The organism is Metabacillus niabensis, assembly GCF_020524345.1.
GTDB lineage: Bacteria > Bacillota > Bacilli > Bacillales > Bacillaceae > Metabacillus > Metabacillus niabensis_B.
In genome coordinates this window covers 37,516-59,769 of the sequence record NZ_JAIVLH010000010.1, presented here as the reverse complement: position 1 = coordinate 59,769, position 22,254 = coordinate 37,516, and the positions used below count along the sequence as shown (strand labels likewise).

Here is a 22,254-nt window from a genome sequence, read left to right as displayed (position 1 = left end):
AGGAGAAACCTTTATGTCATTTTTACTTGTCGAAGATGTTCGTCATATATATTTAACAAAGGACAGTGCAACTGTAGCGCTTGAAGGTATTCAACTGGCTGTGGAGGAAGGGGAGTTTATCTCCTTCCTTGGACCAAGTGGGTGTGGAAAAACAACATTGCTTTCTATTATCGCTGGCCTTATTAAACCTGTCCAGGGTAGAGTGAAAATTGCAAATTCACTTATCACAAAGCCGGATTCTGCTATCGGTTACATGCTTCAGCAGGATTATTTATTTCCGTGGAAAACAATTGAAGAAAATGTAACGTTAGGTCTAAAAATTACAGGGAGAAAAACATTTGAATCAACAAAATCAACCTTAGAAATGCTAAAAGATATGGGACTTGATCAAGTAGAAAAGCAGTTTCCCCATCAATTATCCGGAGGTATGAGACAACGTGCTGCTTTAGTTCGAACGTTAGCAACTGATCCTAAAATTTTTCTGCTTGATGAGCCCTTTTCTGCACTTGATTATCAAACAAAATTAAAACTTGAAGACTTAGTTGTCAAAACATTAAAGGATTTTAATAAAACAGCCCTTCTCGTAACACATGATATTGGAGAAGCTATTGCAATGAGCGATCGAATTTTTGTTTTTTCTGCAAGACCCGGAAGAATAAGAAAAACATATGTAGTACCTAAAGAATTAAGAGATCTTACACCATTTCATGCAAGACAGCATCCTTCGTTTTCTACATTATTCCAACAAATATGGAAGGAGTTAGATCAGTATGAAACAGAATGAAAGCATTGAACTCCTTCATCGAAATTATAAGCGTAATGTAGCACGGGAAAAGATGTGGGTAAAGTTTTATCAACTTCTGATTTTCATCAGTTTTTTCAGTCTTTGGGAGCTTGCAAGTCGAAGAGATTGGATTGATCCCCTTCTATTTAGCTCTCCTTCTAAGGTCTGGAATTTGTTTATTACGAAAATTACGGATGGAACACTTCTTCCACATATCGGAGTTACGTTATTCGAGACGGTCTTAGGATTTATCTTAGGAACTTTGCTTGGCGCAATGCTTGCAGCATTGCTATGGTGGTCTGCCAGATTATCAAAAATTCTTGATCCTTATCTTGTTATCTTAAATGCCATGCCTAAAGTAGCTTTAGGACCAATACTAATTGTCGGTCTAGGGCCGGGCTTTGTATCCATTATCGCAATGGGAACGATTATATCAGTTATTATTACAACAATTGTTGTGTACACCTCTTTTAAAGAAGTGGACACCAACTATATCAAGGTTCTCCAGACATTTGGTGCTAAAAAAATTCAGATTTTTAGGGATGCTATCCTGCCTGCCTCTTTTCCAACGATTGTGTCTACTTTAAAAGTAAATGTTGGTTTATCATGGGTAGGGGTCATCGTTGGAGAGTTTCTCGTCTCCGCAAAAGGGCTGGGATATATGATTATATATGGTTTCCAAGTATTTAACTTTACGCTTGTTCTATTGAGCCTATTGATTATTGCTGTCTTTGCGACAATTATGTATCAAGGTGTGGAACTAGTAGAAAAAAAGCTTGTAAAATCAGAAAAAAGAGGCTGAATGAGACGATCCCATTAAAGGGATTTGTCACATGTCGCCTCTTATTTTTATTCTTTTTTCCACTTCTTGTAAACTTTTTTGTAAAACATCGTCTTTCATAATAAAGCTATATTGCTTGTTTGTTTGGATATTTTCCGGAAGTTTATCTAATAAAACAGGCCCATATGTTTCAAAATATCCTTCTTGTTTTTCAAGTCTATCGATTCTAGCAAAATAAATATTTTTCACAATGACTTTTTCTTTCCCTCTTACTTTATATTGTCCAATGTATTCAATGTTGTGTACAATTCCACCAGTTTCCTCTTTTACCTCTCTAATCGCAGCTTCCAGCGCAGTTTCATTTGCTTCCACCTTACCACCCGGAAACTCAATCCCGCGATCAGAATGCTTTGTTAATAGCCATTTCTGCTTGTGCCTACAAACAACCCAAACATGCTTAGGTTCTTTTGAAAACGGATGATCGTCAAATGACAATAAAACCTCATTGTGATAATAATCAATAAATCGGTACATAGTTGATCCCTCAATTTTTTCCTTATCTATTCAAATCTTATCACAATGTCAAATCTATGTGTAAGAGTTTATTCTTGTTCATCAATTTTTGACATAAGCTGTTGGGAACGGATATGCTCCCTTGCTTCTTCATCACCTAGCTCATATATCATTCGATAGATTTTTTGATGCGTATCATCAATCGCATCATTTTCTCGATCATAATGATATTGTACATACGGTGTATGAGAGCGAAGAAATCCTTGAAAATCCGCAGAATAGACTTGGTCAAAATACTCACGCAGTTGAACAATTTCTTCGTCTGTTGCTTCAATTTTGAAATCCCATGCAGAAACAGTGCTTAATTGAGAGATTTGCCCACTTCCAACCGTAATATAATATGTCTTCTTTGTTTGATCCATGATGCCCACTCCTTCTTTTTATTCATTCCATTATCTTTTGCCCTTATGTATTGCATTATTCTCTATGTCGATAAGATAGAATAGAACTTTCATTAAAAGTTAAGGATAAATTAAATACCGGTAAACTATGAATGGAGGATAAAAAGTGGATCATCAAATCTTTTTTAATTCTGATCACAGTCAGTTTCGAGCTGACGAAGAAGATGTTTTGGCATACGTTCAATCCATTATTAGCCATACAAATAAACAGGAAATTCTCAATTGGGTAAAAGAACTGCCTGAACAGGAAATTCAGTCAATGATCATCCCTTTTATGACAGAAAAGATGTCAAAAGAGATAGCTGAAAAAGAGTATTAATAAAGAAGGGACTGTTCCATTTATCATCATGGGACAGTCCCTTCTTACTTACTTACCTAAGAATGACTTTAACATCCAATTATGCTTTTCCAACCCTTGGTGAATGGCAAGAAGCATATCGCCTGTCGTTTCATCTCCAACCTCTGCAGCTAAATCCATACCTTCTTTTAATTCCTCTGCAAGTTTACTAAAATCTTCATAAATGCTTTGAACCATTTGTTGTGCTGATTCGTTTCCTTCAGCTTCATTCACAGAAGAGATCTCTAAGGATTCTTTCATCGTTGCTACAGGTTCACCATCAAGTGCTAATAATCGTTCAGCTAACTCATCAATATGAACAGCTGCTTCATTGTAGAATTCTTCAAATTTTTCATGTAAGGTAAAGAAGTTTTCTCCTTTTACAAACCAATGATAATTATGTAATTTCACATACAACACTGTCCAATTGGCTATTTGTTTGTTTACTGTTGCGATTAATTTGTCTGACATTATTTATTCCTCCTTTTGCATCTACTATATATTTACCCCAAATAGTTTGCTCTAAAACCTTGTGGTTAAACATTAATTGCCTCATAGGTAATTTTTCATGATAATATTAGAAAAACAAGACTTACAGCCGAAGGTGGAAATCAATGTCTTTTCTTTTATTTTAATCCTTTAATTAAGTTAAACATTTCTAAAGGATTAAAGAAATAGTGCTTGGAAACAGGAGGAAATACAGTGAAAGTTGTTTTTATTATTTGTATTATTATTGTTATCGTTGTCCTTTTATTAAGTGTTTTAACCACAAGTAAAGCTTACCAATACAAACATACAATTGATCCTATTAAAAAATCTGATGATGATGAAAATAAAAAGCAAAGTAACGAGAAAAATTAAAAACACGCATTTGCGTGTTTTTAATATTTTTCGTATACATATGGTGTTTCCGGTTGTTCGATAACTTCAATACTAGATACATCAATGGAAGGCAATGTCCAATCTTGATAGTTTGTCGTTGTTAGTGTCCCCTTTAGTTTCACCCACTTATCATCGCCATATTGACCCGCTTCAGGGAATGATGCTAGTGTTCCAAAAACAGAAGCATCGGCCACACAGCAGGATAAACCAAACCTTGCGATAACAAATTGATTTTCATTAAAGTCGTGCTCACGAAAGACAAACCCTATTATCTCCACCTTTTTCCCAACAAATTTTTCAGGACTCTGGTCAATAATGGTTGTCATAGCAATATAGTTCTCATCAGTAAATTGAATAGTTTCCATTTCCAGCATCTCTTTTTCTAACTGAGCATAAATATCCACAGGACGCTCTTGAACTTCAAACCCCTCAGGATGCTCTAGAGGTACTTCAGGTATATTACTGGAAGACTCTAAAACCTTATCACCTATCCTCTCATCTAGCTCCTCCATATAAGCCTCGGGATCATTTAGATATGCTTCAGCTTTTTCTGTTCCAGTGCCGCCTTCCTTCACAGGCTGTGGATCTGCCGTTGCAAAGGATTTAAAACCTCGTTTAGCAGCAACTGAACTATCTAATATAACCTCTGGAAAAAGAAAGCCAGTTACGATCGGAATGATAAACAATAGATAAACAAAAATTGAACGAACTGGAGTAGATGGGGCCGTATGATCTATTCCACAATCACAATAAAGCTCTGCTTGCTTCTTTGACCCGCTTCTCCATATTTGAATAACTCCTAAAATTAAAAAGACGATAATCGCAAAATACATAAAAGGCATCATTTTAGGTGCGATAAAATTGACCATGTTTCCTGTAATGAGCAATTTTATCATTAATAATGTAAAACCAATTAAGATGATGCCGCGAATATATACTTGAAAACGGTATTGACTTTGTTGATTATCCACCTTGGGCTGCCTCCCTTCTTATAGAAAAATTGTTTGATAAATGATGATCGAGACATAAACAACGACTGTAACAACAGCGATGAATGCCGCGACAAACTTTGCTTTAAAAAAGGCAAAGAGCATAATTGTATTTTTCAGATCAATCATTGGTCCGTAAACTAAAAAGGCAAGCAACGAACCAGTTGTAAAGGTTCCTCCGAAAGTTGCTGCTACAAATGCATCTGCCTCAGAACATAATGATAAAATATATCCGAATCCCATCATGATAGCAGGAGAAAGAAATTCGCTGCTGCCAAGTTCTGTTAATAATGTACGATCAAGAAATGTTTGGAAAAGACTAGCAATAAAAGCCCCAATAATTAAAAATTTACCCATTTCAAAAAATTCATCACTGGCATGAAACAAAGTGGATTTTAACTTCCCTACCTTCTCCTCGCCTTTTAACTGAACAGTGGTCGTTAATTCTTCCTTTGTCCATTTTAGCTGATTTCGATTCTTAAAAATGAGGTACATGATAAACCCAATGATTATGGATAACACAAATGCCAGTCCCATTCTTGCATAGGCAATATGCAGCTGTGAAGAAAAAGCATAGTAAGTTGATGCAAACACCACTGGATTTAAAATTGGAGCACCTACTAAAAAGACTACTCCTACATGCAAAGGCATACCCTTTTTCATTAATCTTCTTACAATAGGAACAATCGCACATTCACAAATAGGAAAGATTGCTCCAAGTAAGGCGGCTGGTAATAAAGCTAGAACTGCATTTTTAGGCAATACCCGTTTAATAAAATCTTCTGACACAAATGTTTGAATAAGTGCCGAAACAAAAACTCCTAATAGAATAAATGGTATGGCTTCTAGTAAAATACTTAAAAACATTGTATTAACAGTCAAAAGTTGAGAGGGAATATTCCACTCAATCTCATGAAAATCAATGAATAAAAACAAGTAAAAAAACAAGCCTATTAAAGCTAGTGCAAGAGACTCTCTCAAAAATGGCAATACAGTTCGATTCATATTTAAACTCCTAACCTATTATTCTTTGTACTATATCATACTAGTTTCCAAAAAGGATTATGACCGATAATTTGAAATCCTTTGGTCCTTTTCTTACAATTTTTGATTACTTACGACACCTTAAGACAAATTGGTGAGATTTAATCGTTGATGTTTTCTATCGACATACAGTATACTCTCAATATCGAGTAAGTGAGAGGGGATCAAGATGACAAGAAAGATTAACTTACCACCCAAAAAAGAACGTCATAAACTTTTTGGCTCCGTCGAACCAGGAGTAAAGCTGAAGCCAACTGAAAAAGACAAAATGCCTGATCTACAAAATACGAAAAAAGATTTTCTTTTTACTATAGATGCAGTTGGAATTAGTAATGTAAAGCACCCTATTATCATACATTCTAGTTTACTTCCAAAACAACAAACAACGATTGCAAATTTTAAAATGACAAGTAAAATTTCTCATGATTCAAAAGGAACGAATATGAGTCGTTTTACCGAACAGTTAGAACAGTATCGCCAAAATGGAGGTTTTCAACTTACTTTAACAAATCTCTATGACTTTACAAAAGAGCTTGCGGAACGCCTTAAACAACAAGATGCTAGTATTGAAGTATCTTTCCCATGGTTTTATGAAAGAAAAGGCCCTAGTTCAGAGTTGGTAGGACTCAATCATGCTGAGGCTACAATTTCTGTTTCGTATGAGCAAGGTATTGGGTTTACGAGCACTGCCTCATTAAAATGTGCTGTTACCACTCTCTGCCCTTGTTCTAAGGAAATTAGTGAATATTCTGCTCATAATCAACGCGGATTTGTCACAATGAATATTGAGTTTACGAATGACTACCATGAGGAAATTGACTGGAAGGCGGCATTATTAGAAGCTGCTGAAACGAATGCCAGCGCCATGATTCATCCTGTATTAAAACGTACAGATGAAAAAGTTGTAACAGAAACAGCGTATGAGAACCCTCGATTTGTGGAGGATATGGTTAGACTAGTAGCTGCTGACTTATATGAAATGGATTTTGTTCAAGCTTTTTCAGTTGAATGTCGGAATGAAGAATCCATTCACTTGCATGACGCCATTGCAAATTTAAGTTATAGAAAAGAAGTCTGATTTTATTTTCTAGCATTGAATATATGATTTAGATAAGAAATAGGATTATATGACAACGGTTTGTCATATAATCCTATTTTTTTACAAGCTGTTAACCTCCTAATTTTTAAAAGAAGGATCAGCTTTATCATCGGCATGATAAACAATCCAATCAGTACCGTTATCATCGGTTATTACTGCATTGTGACCTGGACCAGCAAATAACTTCTCCCCTATATCATCAGGAAAATGTCCAATTAAAAATAACGTACCTCCGCCTAATTGTAGATCTTTTCCATCTTTATCAACATAGGGCCCCTTAATGTTCTTAGACCGACCAACAGCCACATTATCACCACTATTTTCTCCTTCACAGTAAGTACCTCTTGAGCCAAAGAAATAATAATAACGATCTCGTTTCATTATATATTTTTCAGTCATTTTTTAATGGGGCAAGAGATAGGGTTTCACTGCAAGGCTTTGCTGAACAAAGTAAAATAAATCCTTGTTTCTTTTCTTCTTCCGTTATACCTTGTGAGTCTTCATGTCTGACAAAACCTTCTTTTAGGTGAACGATACACTTCCGACAATGACCAAATTGACATTCAAATTCAACAGGAGCTCCTTTTTGTAATAGACTTTGTAATAGAACTCTATCTCGTTCTACTGGATATGTTTTTTTAGTGGGCTCCCAACATACTACAGGGATCATCTTAATACCCCATAACGCTTTTTCATTTCATTCGGTGCGTCTATTTCATCAAGCCACTGTATGAATAATTGTTCCAACCTTTCAATTTCTGCATGATGATGATCTAACAGATTATTTCCTTCATTAGGATCTAGCTCCACATGGTAAAGCTCCTTTTTATAAGAAGGAATGCGATATTCCATTGTATAACGCTGATTTTCCTGTTCAAACTGACCACGCCGGCCAATAAATGTTCGACCAGGTTCACGAACGCCATACCAATAAAGTTTATTGTCCTCTATTGGTGGTAAATATAATGACCATTTTCCGTCAGACACTCTGATTATATCACCGAACTTTCCAGAAAAGACCGCTTGTCTTGTTGATATGCTTTTACCTTTTAGGATCGGCAATAAGCTTTTTCCATGTAACTGTAATGAACGTTCTGATATTCCTTCCCAAGCCTTTTTATGTCCTGAACCAGCAATTGGTTTATGAACGTTAACATTTCGCGGGAGGTCAATGTTTAATGAGTCGATGATCGTTGGAAAAATATCGATTAACTGTACTAGTTGGGATGATCTTGAATTGGGTTTTCCCTCTGGATGATAAATCATGAGTGGAATATGGCTCATTTCTGAATAAAGTGGAACTAAATCAGGTTTCCCAACAAGCCCATGTTCCCCCAGGAAAAAGCCATGATCTGTTGTAACAACAATGACAGTATCATCCCATAGGTTTAATTGTGAAACCTTATCCATAAAATAGCCAAACCAATGGTCAACTAATGTTAATTCTGCTGTATATAACGTTCTCATTTGCAAGAGCTCTTCTTCATTAAAATAATTAGCCGAACCGTATACCGGGCTATGAGGCAGATTTTCCTTCAAGCCATTTGGATATAACGCTTCAACTCGGTGTAATGGGGGGTCCCAAGGCTCATGTGGATCAAAGCATTCAACCATTAAGCAAAAGGGACGATCTCTTCTAAGCTTTTCTGTTGCATTTGTTTCTAACCATGATGCTGCTCGTCGAAATACTTGTGGTGCATATAGCTCTTCTTCATACCTTTGGTTGCCACGAAGATTTTTTTGATGTAAATACCATGCTCCACTTCTAGTATGATCTAGTGATTCTTTTATGCCATTATTTAAAGGTTCAGTTAAATAGGGATCATGCTCTTGTCCTCTGATCATATCCCATCCATTAAAGCCGAAATGATAGTTACCTGCATCGCGTTCCAATATATGATAATGATCACTAATAAGCATATTAATGTAATGATGTGAACGGAGAAGGTTGAACATATCAAGATCATCATCCTCCAAAGGTCCCCAGCCTCGCCATGGGAATTCATAACGTCCAGTCCAAAAATCCCTCCTAACAGGCATACAGGGAAAACTCCCCAGGTATGCTTGTTCAAAAATCGTTCCTCGACTTGCAAATTGATCAAAATTTGGTGTTTTTATTTGCTTTTTAAAATATTGGGATGCTTTTTCGGTTCCATAACAGCTTAAATGATCTCTCCGAAGAGTATCGATCATTATAAAAATAACATTCATTTTTCTCACCCTTAAGTCGTATTAATCTATTTAGGTTCAAAAGTTTAAGATAGAAATTCATATATATTTCTAGGTAAATAATGTTGGTTGCTTATAATTGACCATTAATTGTGAAGAGCCCCCATCTGGGGATCCAATGGGTCAAAGCAAGTGTTCGGACATGTTAATACGCCTTAGGATTTACGAAGACTTAAAAGGACCTGAACACGGGTCCTTTTAAGTCTTCTTCTATTTTTTAGCTTTACTTTGAAAATGTTATTTTCTTTCCTTCATTAATTTCGCGAATCAAAATAAGATCTACTTTTGGAATCTGATTATAGGTCAAGAGACCGTTGATTTCCTGCTCGACGTCAGTTAGTTGGGTATAGCAAAAGCCTTCCTTAAAACCTTTATTTCATCGTCAAAGGCAAAATCCCATTGACCGTTTAGATTGAGCCATTCCTTTCGAATGAAATCTGGTCTTGAATATTCTTGTCTTGGAATGAACGTCAATTTACTCCCACCTTATTCATCAATCTTTTTAGATTGTTTGCGTTTAGTGAAAGGCTTTCATATGGATTACGTTCAAATTCTTCCTGTTCAACGGTAAACCACTCGATATTAAAGCTATTCCCAGTTTTAATAAGTGATTCAAAATCTAATTGACCATTGCCAATTTCTGTTCCTTTTTTATGCCCATCAACAATCTTTAAATCTTTTAAATGTAAGGAAATAATTCGATCTTTATATTTGTTGATGATTTGTAATGGATCTTGATTAGCGAAGGTTGCCCAATAACAATCAAGTTCAATCTTTACGAGGTCTGGATTCGTGTTATCAAAAAGATAATCAAACCCTGTTTGATCTCCAACACTCTCAAATTCAAAATCATGGTTATGATAGCCAAAAATAAAGCCAGCATTTTTACACCTAAGCCCAATTTCATTTAAGGTTTCTGCTGACTTTTTATACTCTTCCTCTGACAGCCTCATTTCCTTTGGAAGAGCCGGGCAGATTAGTAAATTGTTTTCAAGCATATGATGATCTTCAAATGTTTTAGATAATTCCTCACCTAAAAGCTGATTGATCCCAACGTGAGCTCCAGCTGTTTTTAATCCATTTGCATCCATTACCTTCTTTATTTCTATAACAGGAGTATCATAAAAACCAGCAAATTGGATTGAATCATATCCAAGACTAGCAACCTTTTGGACTGTTCCTAAAAAATCTTTTTCAGCATCTTTCCATAACGAAAATAATTGTAAGCCGATTTGACTCATCATAAAACCTCCCTATTCTATTTAAAATCAGAGCGGCCATGGTTAAAAATGACCGCTCTAGGTGAATCAGTAATGTGTCATTAGGCCTTAACTGTTTCAGTTAGTTTTATAGCTTCACCTTTTTCAGCTGACTCATATAAGCCGTTTATAATTCGCTGTAAATACACTCCTTGTAACCCAGTGCTTAAAGGAGTTCTTTCTTCTAAACATGCATCTACAAATCTTTCAACTTCTAATTCATGATATCCCTTCTTAGGTAAGTGTGAAGGTGTTATATCAATTAATGTTTCATGCTTTTCCTGATAGATTTTAAGAGGGAATACATCAGCTCCACCTTGCTCTCCCATTAATGTAACATTCATCTCATCATGTTTTTCAACATTTGCTGCAAAAGCTGTTTCAAGAAGAATGGAAGCTCCATTTTTAAATGTAATCATTCCGCGAGCCATATCTTCAATGGAGAAGTTTTCAGAATCCCATGAACCCATTAATCCTACACCTTTGCGATTTCCTAATTTTTGATAGGTTACGCCAAATACAGTATCTGGTTCTGGATACCCCATTAAATATAAAGCCGTATCTAACATATGCACCCCAATATCAATTAAAGGTCCTCCACCCTGAAGTTCTTTATTCGTAAAGACTCCCCATCCTGGAATTCCACGACGACGCATTGCCGTCACACGTGCAGCATAAATATTTCCTAGTTCTCCACCATCTACAAATCGTTTTAAAGCTTCAACTTCTGGTGCATGACGATAATGGAAACCATATGTTAATATTTTCCCTGCCTTTTTAGCAGTATCAGCCATTTCCTCTGCTTCTTGAGGAGTCATTGCTGGTGGCTTTTCACATAGTACGTGACAACCAGCCTTTAAAGCGGCCATTGTTGCTGGGTAATGAAATTTATTAGGAGTACAAACACTAATTGCATCGATTTGTACACTTTCAAGCATTTCCTCATAGCTAGTAAATACATGTGGAATACTAAACTCTTTCGCTAATTCCTCAGCCTTTTCCTTAACAACATCACTAACAGCAACGAATTCGACTTTATCTTTGCATTTTAAATAGTTTGGAATATGCGCTCCTTTTGCTATACCACCTGCACCAATAATTCCAACTCTTAACGTTTTACTCATCTTTGCTCCTCCTTTTATTACACGTTTGATTTTGAAGAAATTAGTTTAGCTATTTCAACTCTATTGCCCTGTTCATTTGAGAGTTTTGCTGCTTGATTTATAACAGTTAAATTCACAAAATCACTTTCCATAATAGTCGGTTGACGATCATTTATAATCTCATAGACCCATTGATCAAGCGGCATAAGAAGTGCCTCTGGTAATTGCTCAGGAACGTTCCATCCATCACCAAGTTTTTTGCTCTTCAAGCGAATACTTTGATCTTCTATTAATAAGGCTCCCTCTGTTCCGTATAATTCCAGTTGAAATGGTGAACCACTTGATAGAAAACCAGTTTCAAGAGTTCCTAGAACACCTGATTCATATTCAACAAGAACAACAGCATTATCATCTACTTCATGTCCTAATGTTCTTTGTAGTTTTGCTGTTACTGCTTTTGCTGGTCCTGCTAGACGATTTGATAAATAAATGGGGTGTGCACCAAGATCAATTAACGCACCACCGCCACACTCCTCTTTGTTAAAGAAGTGCTTTGGTAACCATCCATTTGGATGACCCTCATACGGGACAGCCCCATTATGAGCTAATCTGCAACGAATTGAAGTAAGTTGCCCGAGCAATCCTTTATCCAGCACTTCTTGAGCATATAAATAATAATTTTCCGTTAATCGTGGCAAAGAGACCATTAACTTTACATTATTTTCTTTTACAGCAGAAATGATTTCTTCACAGTCATCGATCGTAAACGCTAACACTTTTTCTGTGAAAATATGCTTGTTATATTTAGCAGCTAGTGTAATAACTTCTTTATGTAGATTAGTAGGTGTATCAATTATTACGGCATCAATTTCTGGATCTTTTAAGACATTAAGTAATTCACTTTCAAAGGGAACTCCCAATTTTTCAGCCCATTTTTGACCCCTTTCAATCATTTCATCCCAAACCACTTTAATGACTACATGTTCATTGTTATTTGCTTGACGTGCATAATCATCCGCATGGACATGCCATTTACTTAATAAGGCAACGTTGATCATTGATTAACCTCCTCCTAAATCAATTAATATTTTTTAAACATGCTGTAATGTCTTAGAAGTCAGGGAAAAAAGCAAAGGTGACGAATTAGCTTTCTTCCCTCACTTCCTTTCTTAAATGAAAGTGAGAAAATGAAGAGGATCCTTGCCTACACATCTATGCTTTCAATTGATCCATTGGTACGACAATCACTCGGATGCCCTTTTTTTCAATCTCATTCAAAATGTTTTTATCGGCCAGATCACTTGTAATAAAAATATCTGTTTCATCAAAATGACAAAATGAAGTCAGTCCAGCTTTTTCAAGCTTACTGTGATCGGCAACAACAACGATCTTTTCCCCTGCTGATACCATCGCACGTTTCATTTCTGCTTCATATAGGTCAAAGCTAGTAAACCCCTGTCTTATCGAGATTCCAGATGTACCAAGAAACACAAAATCTGCACGATATTTTTGCAATTCATTTTCAGCTTGCGGTCCAACAAGACTCATCGTATTTCTTCGTAATTTTCCGCCTAATAAGTAAATCGAGGCTGTCTCATCTTTACTGCATTCTTCTACTACATTCATTCCATTAGAAATTACCGTAAGCCTGTTGTTTTCAGGTAAGTTTTTGGCAATATACCATGTTGTAGATCCTGCATCTAAAATAATAATTTGTCCTTCTTTTACTAATTTCGCTGCCGCGTAACCTATTAAATCCTTTTCACGTGAATATTGAAGCTTTCTTTCACCAACAGGGAGAATAACATGTTTACTGTCTGGCTCTTCTTCAATTAAAATAGCTCCGCCATAGTTTTTTTCTACAATCCCTTCCTTTTCTAGATGCAATAAGTCACGCCGTATTGTTTCTTCAGATACGTGGAGTAATTGTACCAATCCAGACACTTTTACACTCTTATTCTTTTTTAATAATTCCTTTATGATCTTGCGACGTTCAGCCACAAACATGTTAAACTCCTCCTGGACAATCCTTATAAATAGATAATCGTAAAGAAAGGGTTGAGGATAGGGGTTTCTCTCAACCCTATTTTATAATTCACTCTTCCCATTCAAGTAAATTGGTTGTGACAATCGGCAAAGCATCATCGGCTGGAATTCTGAATGTTTTAATTTCAGAAGGCTTAAATTCTGCATGAATGACTCTATTCCATTTAGGCAGTTCAATGACTGCTTTTGTAGCGTCATTTGAAGTTTCATAGGCTCGAATAATGAGATCATCATTATCCTCTGCTTTTTTCATAACACTTACAATGACATTGTCTACATCAACAGTTAAGAAAGAGTCTTTTTGAGGTAGTGCCCCTTTATGATAAGTTTCAATAATATTAATTGGTTTTTGATTTAATTCCGCTGCTCGCTTTACCGTTCCAGCTGTTTCCCAATTGCCTTTATGAGGAAGCATTGTGTATGTGAATTTTTGGATTCCCTGATCAATAAATGTATAATGTCCTTCATCCGCCGGTATTAGAGGATCGTGGTGAGCATAGATTGGACTTCTGAGTACAGTTATGCTCATTTCTTTGTTATGAATATCAAAGCTATATTTTCCATCATTTAATAAGCTCAACCCATACATTTCCCCTGTTTGAGGATTTGTTCCAGACATATCAATCCAGTTTTGGCCAGGTTCTTCCTCACCATTATTTTCTCTTACAATGTGTCCGTAAGGAATTTCATAGGTTGCTTTTCTAAATATAAGGTTTACTGGGAATTTAAGCTTTAATGCTTTAAATTGCTCCTGCCAATTTAAGGTACAATGTACATCAATTTGATCCAATTCCTTATACATCGTAAAGTCTTGGACAAAGGTAGATTTTCCATATTCACTTGTGACACGAATGACAGACTTAACAGGTCCATGCTCTACACGTTTCACACTTTTTGCCTTAAATGAACCAACTTCATGATTGAAATGGAGCACATTATGTGACCATGTATCACTTTTATCATCAATGACAACAGGTCTTGCCGCAGGACCATCAAGCAGCTCGAGGTTTTTCTCTTTATCAAATAAGCTTTTTACAAATCCGGTTACTGGATCAATTTCAACACGGAATGTATGATTCTCAAGGGTTGTATCATTTGCATGAATCGGTGTATATTCCTCAGAAAGCTCACGACGGACAATTTTATAGACGCGATACCCCATTGAAGGTAGGTCGGCAATGAAGCTTACACGGTAACGTCCACCTGATGTAGCATGTGATTGTACGGTTTGCATTGGTACTTGCTTTCCTTCTTCATCTATCATAATATCCCCATCCTTTAGTCCACCAACTTCAAGTTCTACGTTTACTCTGCTGTTCCAAGAGTGTGGATTAAAGACAACAACTGGTTTCATCCCTACTTCTTCTTCGATATCAATTCTCCATGATAATGATTGGATTGCATAGTTCAGACCTCTATTTGCAATGGACATTGCTTCCCCATGCATTTCTCTTGCATCATCATACGCTTCTTCTAGGCTTGTGCCTGCTAAGATATCATGGAACTGATTAAATAAGACATTTTTCCAGCCGCGATCATATTCCCTTATTGGATATTTTTGTCCTGTAGTCCAGTTCGCTAAAGCAGAGAATTTTTCAGCCTTTATTAACATATTTTCTGCTTCACGGTTCCATTTTTTAATCCCAGAGTGAACTGCATAGCATCCGCTAGCATGATGTTGGAGGTCATCATGGACAACCGGGAAAGGAAGATTCTTTTTCATCATTTCTTCAAAAAATTTATTTGGTGTACTAAAAACTAATCTAGGAAATGCTGGATCTTCATTTAATCGCTTAATGCTTTCAATATTTTCCTTTGTGGGACCACCACCATGATTGCCAACCCCATAAAAACACATTAAATCATTAAAAGGTGCTTTTAACTCCCCGGCATTTCTACGGACATGTTTTTCAACATCTTTCCCCCAGGTACAATATTCATATGGGATCCGATAAGCTAATACACGTGATGCATCATCAGATTCCCACCAGAAAAGTCTTGCTGGAAGTCCTTTTTCTTGAGGACTAGGACGCATGAAAATATAATAGTCCATCCCACTCTTTTTCAGAATTTGTGGTAGCATTCCATGGTGGCCAAAACTATCAACATTGTAGCCAACCTTTGCTGTTACCCCAAACTTTTCTTGAAAATAACGTTGACCATATAGTCCTTGGCGAACAAATGATTCACCACTAGGAATATTACAATCTGGCTGAATCCACCAGCCCCCTACAATTTCCCAACGACCTTCTTTAATCCGTTGTTTGATTTCTTCAAACATTTCCGGTTCATTGTTTTCCATCCATTCATAGTTTGCAGCTGAACTGTTTGTAAAGATAAATTCTGGATATTCCTTCAATCTATCAAGAGCTGAACGAAATGTTGCTTTTGTTTCTTGGAATCCTTCCTGCCATTGCCATAACCAGACGGGATCAAGATGAGCATTTCCGATCATATGTAATGTTTTTTCCTTTGTTTTTGGTCGTTGCTTTTCTTTTACTACAGTTGTTTTTTCTGCCATCACTTTCACTCCTAGCCCTTTATATTCATATTTAGCTTTCATGCAATTTATTTATAATGGAAACAAGTGCTTCAGCGTGTTGGCCGAAATGATACTCATCAATCTTTAAATCCACAGCCATTAGGAGCTTGTTTCCTGCTATCCCTTTTGGAACTGTAATGCCCGTTGAGTACTGATAGGACGTATTTCCAGGTAAACTCTTACATACCTCACTATTTTCAACGATCCATCCGTCTGGTGTAATGAGTTTGGCAACGACTGTTTTTTCATCATAGAAAGGATTTTTAACCTCAATGGTTATGGAAAAAGTTTCTCCTGCTTCGATATGTGTTTGGTATGGATAAATAGCTGCTCCAAAACCTTCTTCTCCAAGATCCAATTCCTCTAAAGGTAACAGTTCCTCGTGATATTGCTTTAATAATTCACCTTGATTATATATGTGATCTAAAAACTCTTCATCGACATATACCGGATCCCAGTGACCTGAAATTAAAATATCTGGATGAATGGTCCGATACAGATTAGCACTGTCACAGTAGTCCCAAATTCGGAATTTATTATGGTAAACATAATTTACATTCTCATCTTGATATTGGTCTCCTATGGCCAACACTCGCTTACCATCAACCATAAAATCAATGACTACCGAATATAAGGTATGACCTGATTGCTCATGTAAGGTAAATTCATATTCTTCCCACTTAATTGCTTTTTGCAGTGGCAGTGTTCGATCTACTTTTATGTGATCATACCAGAGACATGGGAGATTATATTTTTTTGGCTGTTCTAAAATGGAAGAGAAATTTTCAGGACACCACACCTCCGTCCCTTCTACATCCCTTAAAACATTTAGTCCCGCCACATGATCGTCATGGAAATGGGTTGGAATCACCACATCAATCTTTTTAATTCCAAACTGTTCCTTTAGCCTAGAAATCGTATAAAGCCATGGTCTTCTTGAGGCCCTATCAGCACCTGCTGCAATCCCTCCCATAAAATCGTAGCCAAAGTCTATGAATAAAGCTTTACCGCTTTTCGATAAAACGACATATGAGTTCGACATACTCGTGCGATTTTTTAATAAATGTGGAGTAATGGCTTCATATGGGTTTTCTCTTAATTGAAATAACCTTGGATTCTGCTTTCGAAGTTTCATCAGCTTTGAAAAACGGTTTACTAATTGATTAATCGCTTCAAAAGGTGCATCCATCATAAATCCGTGTGATGGCAGCAACAGATCAGGTTTTCGATCCTGAATATCTAGTAAGGAGAGGACACTATATGCAATTCCTTCTCCCCCGTTATATGACCATTGTGTTGCAGACATTGACCATACCTTTCCAGGGGCGTAGATTAAGTCACCAGTAAAAGCTAGTTTTTTTCCATCCAGCTTTGTTATGAATGAAATGGAACCTGTTGTGTGTCCAGGTGAAGGTACCACCGTCAGCTCGATCCCATTTAAGGTGTACATGGCGTAGTCTCTTAATGCTTGATATATAGGTATTGAATGAAGGATTGAGAATCGATCTTGCCTCATATTATAATTGTTATCAATTTCTCTAGCCTTCCAATGTTCATCTACCTTTTCAAATAAATCCTTCTCTACATATGGAACCCAAATTCGGATTTCCTTCCTTACAGCCCTTTCTAGTCCTTGTGCTTGGTCACGATGATGGTGGGTCATAAGGATATCCGTTATTTCTGTAACTCCAATTGAATGAAGCTCATCCAATACATCCCCGTTTCCAAAATCTATTAAAATTGCTTTCTCATTTGTTTTAAGGATATAGACATTACACGTATCTTTATAAACATATAGATTAGTCCAGATTTGCTTCATTTGTTTAGTTCAACCCTCGCCAATGCAAATTCAATTAACGGATGTAGAATCCTTCCTGCATATCGTTTTGGATGTTTTTCTACTTCTAAAGTAGATTCCTTCAGCAAGTTAACAAGTAAATCAACCTCTTCATTTTTTTCCAGGGCTCTTAAAACAGCAATTGCTCTCCTACCTGCCCATGCCCAGCTTTCCATAAGCTCAATCCATGGTGCAAGATTATTTCTTAAGTGATAATTTGTCATTCTAAACTTTAACGTATAACCAGCTTCATCTAATGAATCTAAGTACTCATAAAGCTTTTGTACATATATACTGTTAGTTGCTAGCTCTCCTGATTGAAGAGCAGATAAAGCATTTGCAGTTAGCAGCTTCAATTGCTCGGCATCTTGGTAACCTAAGCAGGAAAATAATGAATTCTCCGCAAAGCGTCTTAATGCATGATAGTGTTCTTCACCACCAATAACTTTTAGCGCTTTTTCCCATGAGTTCCAAGGGTTATAGCTTTCAGGTTTCTCAAAATAGTCTGCAAATGTGAGTAATGCAATTTTGGAGGCTTCAGCCTGTGGCATTGTATTCACAATAAAGCCCTTACACACTTTTGGTAGTGTAGATGCTCTGCCGCTAATTGGCCCAATGTGCATTTCAGATGACATCGCCAAATCATTTACAGGGTAGTTATCCCAGATAACTGGCTTTCTCTTTACCGCCTTTGCAAAATCAGTAGCATCTTGTTCTGTAATGGTTTCAGAGCAAATGTCCGGACCCGTGTAATAAATATTGATTTCAGGATCTAACCCTCTTCCAAGCTCATGAATATAATCACTAAATGGTGCAAGACCGTGATAATCTGTTGGACAAATAGCCAATTGACATGTTGAATCAAGGGATTTTAACCAATGAAACAATTTATTTGTTAAGGAAACATGTGCTTCACCATAACTAGCAAACATCATCTGTTCTTCTTTATGGCGGAATTCAGCGGAAATATCATCAAGCATAATCATGAATGTCCGAACACCTATATCATAAAATGCTTGAAATTTCGTTGTTATATGATGAAAATCCTCTTCAGCTGCATAGTTTATGGACACACCAGAACCAATTGAATAGCAAAAGTCAATCCCGAGTTCTTCCGAGAGTTTTACTGTTTCAGCAAACTGTTTCATGATGAAATCAGGGTATGGTTCTCTCCAGCGTGCACGGTGCTGGCGGTCGTTTTTGGGGCCATAAATATATTGGTTATACCCATGAGCTGCAATAAAAGAAATTAAATCTTCTCGTTCTGGTGCTGTGTAAAATAAGCCGTAGAATCCTTCTATAACCCCTCTTATAGGGAAAGGGGGATTGGACATTACGTAACATCTCCTTTTTTAAAGATCATTAATTTTCGTTAGCGTTACTATGCTAGCAGCTATGCTAAAAGATCCTTAAAGATCAAATACACCGGTTTTATTAGCACTACCTAGGAAATTTTCTATTTTATCCATCACTGTTTTTTCTACTGCAACTCTTCCAACCTCTAATTGTTCTAACGGCAGTGCTTTACATTCCTCGTTTGTCATTCTTTCTTCTCGACCAAGTGATTTTAAGAAAGAAAGCTCTAAATCAGTTGCTATGTTTACTTTACTGATACCTCCATTTGAAAGATTTGTCGCTTCTTTAATCATGTATGAAGGAACTCCTGATCCACCATGAAGAACTAAGTGAACAGGTGTAAGATCACGAATGGCGATTAGTCTCTCTAAGTCTACCTTTGGTTGTCTTACGTTATAAACACCATGTGCAGTGCCAACTGAAACGGCAAGAGCATCACAATTAGTTGCCATTACAAATTTCAAAGCTTCTTGTGGGTCCGTATATAGCTCTTCATCCTTATCTGTCTCAACAAAGTCAGTGGTGCCAATCTTACCTAACTCCGCTTCAACTGAAACACCTTTTGTGTGAGCAAATTCAACAGCTTCTTTACTTATTTTAATATTTTCCTCTAGCTCTTTTTCAGATGCGTCAATCATTACAGAGGTAAAGCCTGCTTCAATTGCTTCTTCTATGACAGACATTTGTTTTGTGTGATCAAGGTGAAGGACTACAGGAACAGTTATATTTTCTTCAATTAGTGCTGTATAAAACTCCTCTGCAATTTCTTTAGGAGTAACATCATAGCGAACTAATTCTTTTTCAGAAATTTGTATAATAACTGGTGATTGTGTTTTTTCTCCTGCACGTAAAATTGGACGAATCATTGGGCTATATCTTGGTGAAAAAGAACCAATGGCAAAATGGTTTTCTTCCGCTTTTACCAATGCTTCTTTCAAAGTTAAAACATTTTTAAGCTTTGTTTTTTTGGTCATAATATGAAATCTCCTTTGACAATCTAGATATCCTTTACAACAGATTTTTTAAAACTGATCTCTCCTACTGTTTTTATCTTTAACATGTAAGAGATAACTACCATATTTACATTCTTACTCAAATAACTTCTTTAACCTTTAGAACCAGCTGTTAAATTCATCCCTTCAATAAAATACCTTTGGAAGATAAAAAATAAAACAATAACTGGGAGTAGAACCAATAGAGATCCGGCCATTAAATAATTCCATTGTGTAGCAAGCTGGCCTTTAAACACTTGAAGTCCAATTTGTAATGTGTAAAGTGATTCATCATTTACATAAAGTAATGGTCCTAGAAAGTCATTCCAAGCACCGTTAAAGGAGAAAATGGCAACCATTGCAATGGCGGGTTTTGCAAGCGGAAGCATAATCGTATACCAAATTCTAAAATGACTAGCACCATCAATTTTCGCTGCTTCAATAAGCTCATTCGGGATTGTTAGGAAAAACTGTCGAATAAGGAAGATATTAAACGCACTTCCAAAGAAAGCAGGGACGATTAATGGAAGGTATGTGTTTAACCATCCTAACTTAGAGAATATGACATAATGGGGGATCATCGTAACGAATCCGGGAATCATCATTGTCGCTAAAACAACAGCAAATAAAAAATTACGTCCTTTAAAGCGAATTTTTGCAAAGCCATACGCAATAAAAGAGTTTGATAATACATTTCCTAGTACCACGAAAATCGTTATTAAAAATGTATTAAATAAGTATCTAGTAAAAGGAGCGGCTTTCCATGTTTCTATATAGTTACTCCAGTTCCATTCATTTGGGATAAATGTAGGAGGATATTGCATGATTTCTCCCATGTCTTTAACAGATGTAGCGAACATCCACCATACTGGTGAAAGAATCAATACACTTCCTAGCAAGAGGATAATCGTGACGATGGTTTGGTTTATTTTTTTCTTTACTTTTACACTTTGGAAATGTGAAGTTTTCTGAGCTGAGACACTCATTTTCGATCCTCTCCTTCATAGTGCACCCATCGCGGAGCTAGTTTTAAATTAATAACTGTAATGACTAGAATAACGATAAATAGGATCCAAGACATGGCCATTGCATATCCCATATCAAAGACTTCAAATGCTTTATTCCACATATGTAGGTTATAAAAAACGAGTGAGTTTGCAGGACCACCGTCACCACTTTCACTCATTACATATGCTTCTTGGAAAATTTGAAATCCTCCAATTAAACTTGTCACTAAGTCAAAGAAAATAACAGGAGTGATCATAGGCAGTGTGATATGTCTAAAACGTTTATATGCATTAGCGCCATCTATTTCTGCAGCTTCATACAGTGATTTAGAAACCCCTTGTAAACTAGCAAGATATAATAGCATTCCACCACCGAGGCTCCAAAGTTTCATAAAGATTAATGCCGGCTTTGTCCATGCTGGATCAAACAACCATGCCGGACCTGTTATCCCCACCCAAGAAAGAACGGTATTTACTAGACCAGAGCTTGGGCTTAATAGTTGCATCCATAACAAGTAGACCCCGACACCAGATAAGACAGCTGGAAGATAGAAGATCGTTCGATACATCCTCATTCCAGGTACACCCTGATTTAATAAAACAGCTAATAGCACAGCACCAGCAGTTGTTAGTGGTACTGAGATCGCAACATAGTAAAGCGTATTACCCAGGGCCGTCCAAAACAAATCATCATTCGTAAACATTCGTATATAGTTTTTCAGTCCAACAAAATCCATTCTTGATGTAATATCGTAGTTCGTAAAACTAGCATATAACGAGAACAACATCGGACCTGCAATTAAGGTAAGGAAACCAAATATCCATGGTGCTATGAAAAGATATCCTTGTAACCCTTCCTTTTTATCTAGACTCATGACTTTGTTTGATTTTTTTATTTCCGTCTTTTTATTTGTTGTAACCTGGGTCTGCATATTTTCCATCCTCCTAATCCCAAGTTTAATTAATCAGGGAGCGAAAAATGCGTTTCACTCC

24 protein-coding genes are annotated in these 22,254 nt (G+C 36.6%); 5 read left to right on the top strand and 19 right to left on the bottom strand.

What is annotated here, in order from left to right; translation table 11 throughout:
- The first annotated feature begins 13 nt into the window (after positions 1-13).
- Both LC095_RS12355 and LC095_RS12350 read left to right on the top strand, forming a co-directional pair.
- Positions 14-784: an ABC transporter ATP-binding protein gene (locus tag LC095_RS12355; protein WP_226528438.1), complete on the top strand. Its 771-nt coding sequence runs from the start codon at positions 14-16 to the stop codon at positions 782-784.
- The gene (locus LC095_RS12350) at positions 771-1,586 is read left to right on the top strand and encodes an ABC transporter permease (RefSeq protein ID WP_226528437.1); all 816 of its coding nucleotides are present in this window, start codon (positions 771-773) and stop codon (positions 1,584-1,586) included. The genes LC095_RS12355 and LC095_RS12350 overlap by 14 nt, the downstream gene beginning before the upstream one ends.
- 27 nt (positions 1,587-1,613) lie before the next feature.
- Here the strand turns inward: LC095_RS12350 and ytkD are convergent, their stop codons facing one another.
- Together ytkD and LC095_RS12340 are read right to left on the bottom strand one after the other, a co-directional pair.
- Positions 1,614-2,099, bottom strand: coding sequence for an RNA deprotection pyrophosphohydrolase (gene ytkD, locus LC095_RS12345; RefSeq protein WP_226528436.1), 486 nt, complete (start codon positions 2,097-2,099; stop codon positions 1,614-1,616).
- A 68-nt stretch (positions 2,100-2,167) separates the two neighbouring features.
- Positions 2,168-2,503 (bottom strand): hydrolase, encoded by a 336-nt coding sequence (locus LC095_RS12340; protein WP_226528554.1) that lies wholly within the window; start codon positions 2,501-2,503, stop codon positions 2,168-2,170.
- Between the two features lie 142 nt (positions 2,504-2,645).
- Here LC095_RS12340 and LC095_RS12335 point away from each other — a divergent pair, with 142 nt between their 5' ends.
- Entirely contained in the window at positions 2,646-2,858 is a 213-nt protein-coding gene (locus tag LC095_RS12335; protein WP_226528435.1) for a DUF6154 family protein, read from the top strand.
- A gap of 48 nt (positions 2,859-2,906) precedes the next feature.
- Here the strand turns inward: LC095_RS12335 and LC095_RS12330 are convergent, their stop codons facing one another.
- Positions 2,907-3,347, bottom strand: a complete 441-nt coding sequence (locus tag LC095_RS12330) for a Dps family protein (RefSeq protein ID WP_226528434.1) — start codon at positions 3,345-3,347, stop codon at positions 2,907-2,909.
- Between the two features lie 231 nt (positions 3,348-3,578).
- Here LC095_RS12330 and ytzI point away from each other — a divergent pair, with 231 nt between their 5' ends.
- Entirely contained in the window at positions 3,579-3,737 is a 159-nt protein-coding gene (gene ytzI / locus LC095_RS12325; RefSeq protein WP_226528433.1) for a YtzI protein, read from the top strand.
- A gap of 20 nt (positions 3,738-3,757) precedes the next feature.
- On the opposite strand, the gene LC095_RS12320 is transcribed toward ytzI, so the two are convergent.
- A complete protein-coding gene (locus tag LC095_RS12320) occupies positions 3,758-4,729 on the bottom strand; it encodes a TIGR03943 family putative permease subunit (RefSeq protein WP_226528432.1) in 972 nt (323 codons plus the stop codon).
- Positions 4,730-4,747: 18 nt separating this feature from the next.
- Entirely contained in the window at positions 4,748-5,752 is a 1,005-nt protein-coding gene (locus LC095_RS12315; protein WP_226528431.1) for a permease, read from the bottom strand.
- Positions 5,753-5,960: 208 nt separating this feature from the next.
- Between LC095_RS12315 and folE2 the strand changes: the two genes are divergently transcribed.
- Positions 5,961-6,869 (top strand): GTP cyclohydrolase FolE2, encoded by a 909-nt coding sequence (gene folE2, locus LC095_RS12310; protein ID WP_226528430.1) that lies wholly within the window; start codon positions 5,961-5,963, stop codon positions 6,867-6,869.
- Between the two features lie 99 nt (positions 6,870-6,968).
- On the opposite strand, the gene LC095_RS12305 is transcribed toward folE2, so the two are convergent.
- The 14 genes from LC095_RS12305 to LC095_RS12240 all read right to left on the bottom strand — a co-directional run bounded on the left by LC095_RS12305 (position 6,969) and on the right by LC095_RS12240 (position 22,193).
- Entirely contained in the window at positions 6,969-7,289 is a 321-nt protein-coding gene (locus LC095_RS12305) for a family 43 glycosylhydrolase (RefSeq protein ID WP_226528429.1), read from the bottom strand.
- Positions 7,282-7,560 (bottom strand): 2Fe-2S iron-sulfur cluster-binding protein, encoded by a 279-nt coding sequence (locus tag LC095_RS12300; protein ID WP_226528428.1) that lies wholly within the window; start codon positions 7,558-7,560, stop codon positions 7,282-7,284. The genes LC095_RS12305 and LC095_RS12300 overlap by 8 nt, the downstream gene beginning before the upstream one ends.
- Positions 7,557-9,101 carry a sulfatase-like hydrolase/transferase gene (locus LC095_RS12295; RefSeq protein ID WP_264196021.1) on the bottom strand — a complete coding sequence of 515 codons (1,545 nt, stop codon included), beginning with the start codon at positions 9,099-9,101 and terminating at the stop codon, positions 7,557-7,559. The genes LC095_RS12300 and LC095_RS12295 overlap by 4 nt, the downstream gene beginning before the upstream one ends.
- Positions 9,102-9,455: 354 nt before the next feature.
- Complete coding sequence (locus LC095_RS12290; RefSeq protein ID WP_226528426.1) at positions 9,456-9,593, bottom strand: hypothetical protein; 138 nt, start codon at positions 9,591-9,593, stop codon at positions 9,456-9,458.
- Complete coding sequence (locus LC095_RS12285; protein ID WP_226528425.1) at positions 9,590-10,360, bottom strand: sugar phosphate isomerase/epimerase family protein; 771 nt, start codon at positions 10,358-10,360, stop codon at positions 9,590-9,592. The genes LC095_RS12290 and LC095_RS12285 overlap by 4 nt, the downstream gene beginning before the upstream one ends.
- An 80-nt stretch (positions 10,361-10,440) precedes the next feature.
- Positions 10,441-11,502, bottom strand: a complete 1,062-nt coding sequence (locus LC095_RS12280) for a Gfo/Idh/MocA family protein (protein ID WP_226528424.1) — start codon at positions 11,500-11,502, stop codon at positions 10,441-10,443.
- Positions 11,503-11,519: 17 nt separating this feature from the next.
- Positions 11,520-12,539, bottom strand: coding sequence for a Gfo/Idh/MocA family protein (locus LC095_RS12275; protein WP_226528423.1), 1,020 nt, complete (start codon positions 12,537-12,539; stop codon positions 11,520-11,522).
- A 154-nt stretch (positions 12,540-12,693) separates the two neighbouring features.
- Positions 12,694-13,488 carry a DeoR/GlpR family DNA-binding transcription regulator gene (locus LC095_RS12270; protein ID WP_226528422.1) on the bottom strand — a complete coding sequence of 265 codons (795 nt, stop codon included), beginning with the start codon at positions 13,486-13,488 and terminating at the stop codon, positions 12,694-12,696.
- A gap of 88 nt (positions 13,489-13,576) precedes the next feature.
- Positions 13,577-16,048, bottom strand: a complete 2,472-nt coding sequence (locus tag LC095_RS12265) for an alpha-mannosidase (protein ID WP_226528421.1) — start codon at positions 16,046-16,048, stop codon at positions 13,577-13,579.
- Positions 16,049-16,079: 31 nt separating this feature from the next.
- Positions 16,080-17,888: an MBL fold metallo-hydrolase gene (locus LC095_RS12260; protein WP_226528420.1), complete on the bottom strand. Its 1,809-nt coding sequence runs from the start codon at positions 17,886-17,888 to the stop codon at positions 16,080-16,082.
- Positions 17,885-19,240, bottom strand: a complete 1,356-nt coding sequence (locus tag LC095_RS12255) for a protein O-GlcNAcase (RefSeq protein WP_226528419.1) — start codon at positions 19,238-19,240, stop codon at positions 17,885-17,887. The genes LC095_RS12260 and LC095_RS12255 overlap by 4 nt, the downstream gene beginning before the upstream one ends.
- A 75-nt stretch (positions 19,241-19,315) precedes the next feature.
- Positions 19,316-20,236 (bottom strand): class II fructose-bisphosphate aldolase, encoded by a 921-nt coding sequence (locus LC095_RS12250; protein WP_226528418.1) that lies wholly within the window; start codon positions 20,234-20,236, stop codon positions 19,316-19,318.
- Between the two features lie 131 nt (positions 20,237-20,367).
- Positions 20,368-21,240: a carbohydrate ABC transporter permease gene (locus LC095_RS12245; RefSeq protein WP_226528417.1), complete on the bottom strand. Its 873-nt coding sequence runs from the start codon at positions 21,238-21,240 to the stop codon at positions 20,368-20,370.
- Positions 21,237-22,193, bottom strand: coding sequence for a sugar ABC transporter permease (locus LC095_RS12240; RefSeq protein ID WP_318841614.1), 957 nt, complete (start codon positions 22,191-22,193; stop codon positions 21,237-21,239). The genes LC095_RS12245 and LC095_RS12240 overlap by 4 nt, the downstream gene beginning before the upstream one ends.
- Positions 22,194-22,254 lie beyond the last annotated feature (61 nt).

Excerpts from the sequence above, each read along its gene's own strand:
- LC095_RS12355 (WP_226528438.1), top strand. The coding sequence starts at position 14 with ATGTCATTTTTACTTGTCGAAGATGTTCGTCATATATATTTAACAAAG.
- LC095_RS12350 (WP_226528437.1), top strand. The coding sequence starts at position 771 with ATGAAACAGAATGAAAGCATTGAACTCCTTCATCGAAATTATAAGCGT.
- ytkD (WP_226528436.1), bottom strand. The coding sequence starts at position 2,099 with ATGTACCGATTTATTGATTATTATCACAATGAGGTTTTATTGTCATTT.
- LC095_RS12330 (WP_226528434.1), bottom strand. The coding sequence starts at position 3,347 with ATGTCAGACAAATTAATCGCAACAGTAAACAAACAAATAGCCAATTGG.
- LC095_RS12315 (WP_226528431.1), bottom strand. The coding sequence starts at position 5,752 with ATGAATCGAACTGTATTGCCATTTTTGAGAGAGTCTCTTGCACTAGCT.
- folE2 (WP_226528430.1), top strand. The coding sequence starts at position 5,961 with ATGACAAGAAAGATTAACTTACCACCCAAAAAAGAACGTCATAAACTT.
- LC095_RS12305 (WP_226528429.1), bottom strand. The coding sequence starts at position 7,289 with ATGACTGAAAAATATATAATGAAACGAGATCGTTATTATTATTTCTTT.
- LC095_RS12300 (WP_226528428.1), bottom strand. The coding sequence starts at position 7,560 with ATGATCCCTGTAGTATGTTGGGAGCCCACTAAAAAAACATATCCAGTA.
- LC095_RS12295 (WP_264196021.1), bottom strand. The coding sequence starts at position 9,101 with ATGAATGTTATTTTTATAATGATCGATACTCTTCGGAGAGATCATTTA.
- LC095_RS12285 (WP_226528425.1), bottom strand. The coding sequence starts at position 10,360 with ATGAGTCAAATCGGCTTACAATTATTTTCGTTATGGAAAGATGCTGAA.
- LC095_RS12280 (WP_226528424.1), bottom strand. The coding sequence starts at position 11,502 with ATGAGTAAAACGTTAAGAGTTGGAATTATTGGTGCAGGTGGTATAGCA.
- LC095_RS12275 (WP_226528423.1), bottom strand. The coding sequence starts at position 12,539 with ATGATCAACGTTGCCTTATTAAGTAAATGGCATGTCCATGCGGATGAT.
- LC095_RS12270 (WP_226528422.1), bottom strand. The coding sequence starts at position 13,488 with ATGTTTGTGGCTGAACGTCGCAAGATCATAAAGGAATTATTAAAAAAG.
- LC095_RS12265 (WP_226528421.1), bottom strand. The coding sequence starts at position 16,048 with ATGGCAGAAAAAACAACTGTAGTAAAAGAAAAGCAACGACCAAAAACA.
- LC095_RS12260 (WP_226528420.1), bottom strand. The coding sequence starts at position 17,888 with ATGAAGCAAATCTGGACTAATCTATATGTTTATAAAGATACGTGTAAT.
- LC095_RS12255 (WP_226528419.1), bottom strand. The coding sequence starts at position 19,240 with ATGTCCAATCCCCCTTTCCCTATAAGAGGGGTTATAGAAGGATTCTAC.
- LC095_RS12250 (WP_226528418.1), bottom strand. The coding sequence starts at position 20,236 with ATGACCAAAAAAACAAAGCTTAAAAATGTTTTAACTTTGAAAGAAGCA.
- LC095_RS12245 (WP_226528417.1), bottom strand. The coding sequence starts at position 21,240 with ATGAGTGTCTCAGCTCAGAAAACTTCACATTTCCAAAGTGTAAAAGTA.
- LC095_RS12240 (WP_318841614.1), bottom strand. The coding sequence starts at position 22,193 with ATGCAGACCCAGGTTACAACAAATAAAAAGACGGAAATAAAAAAATCA.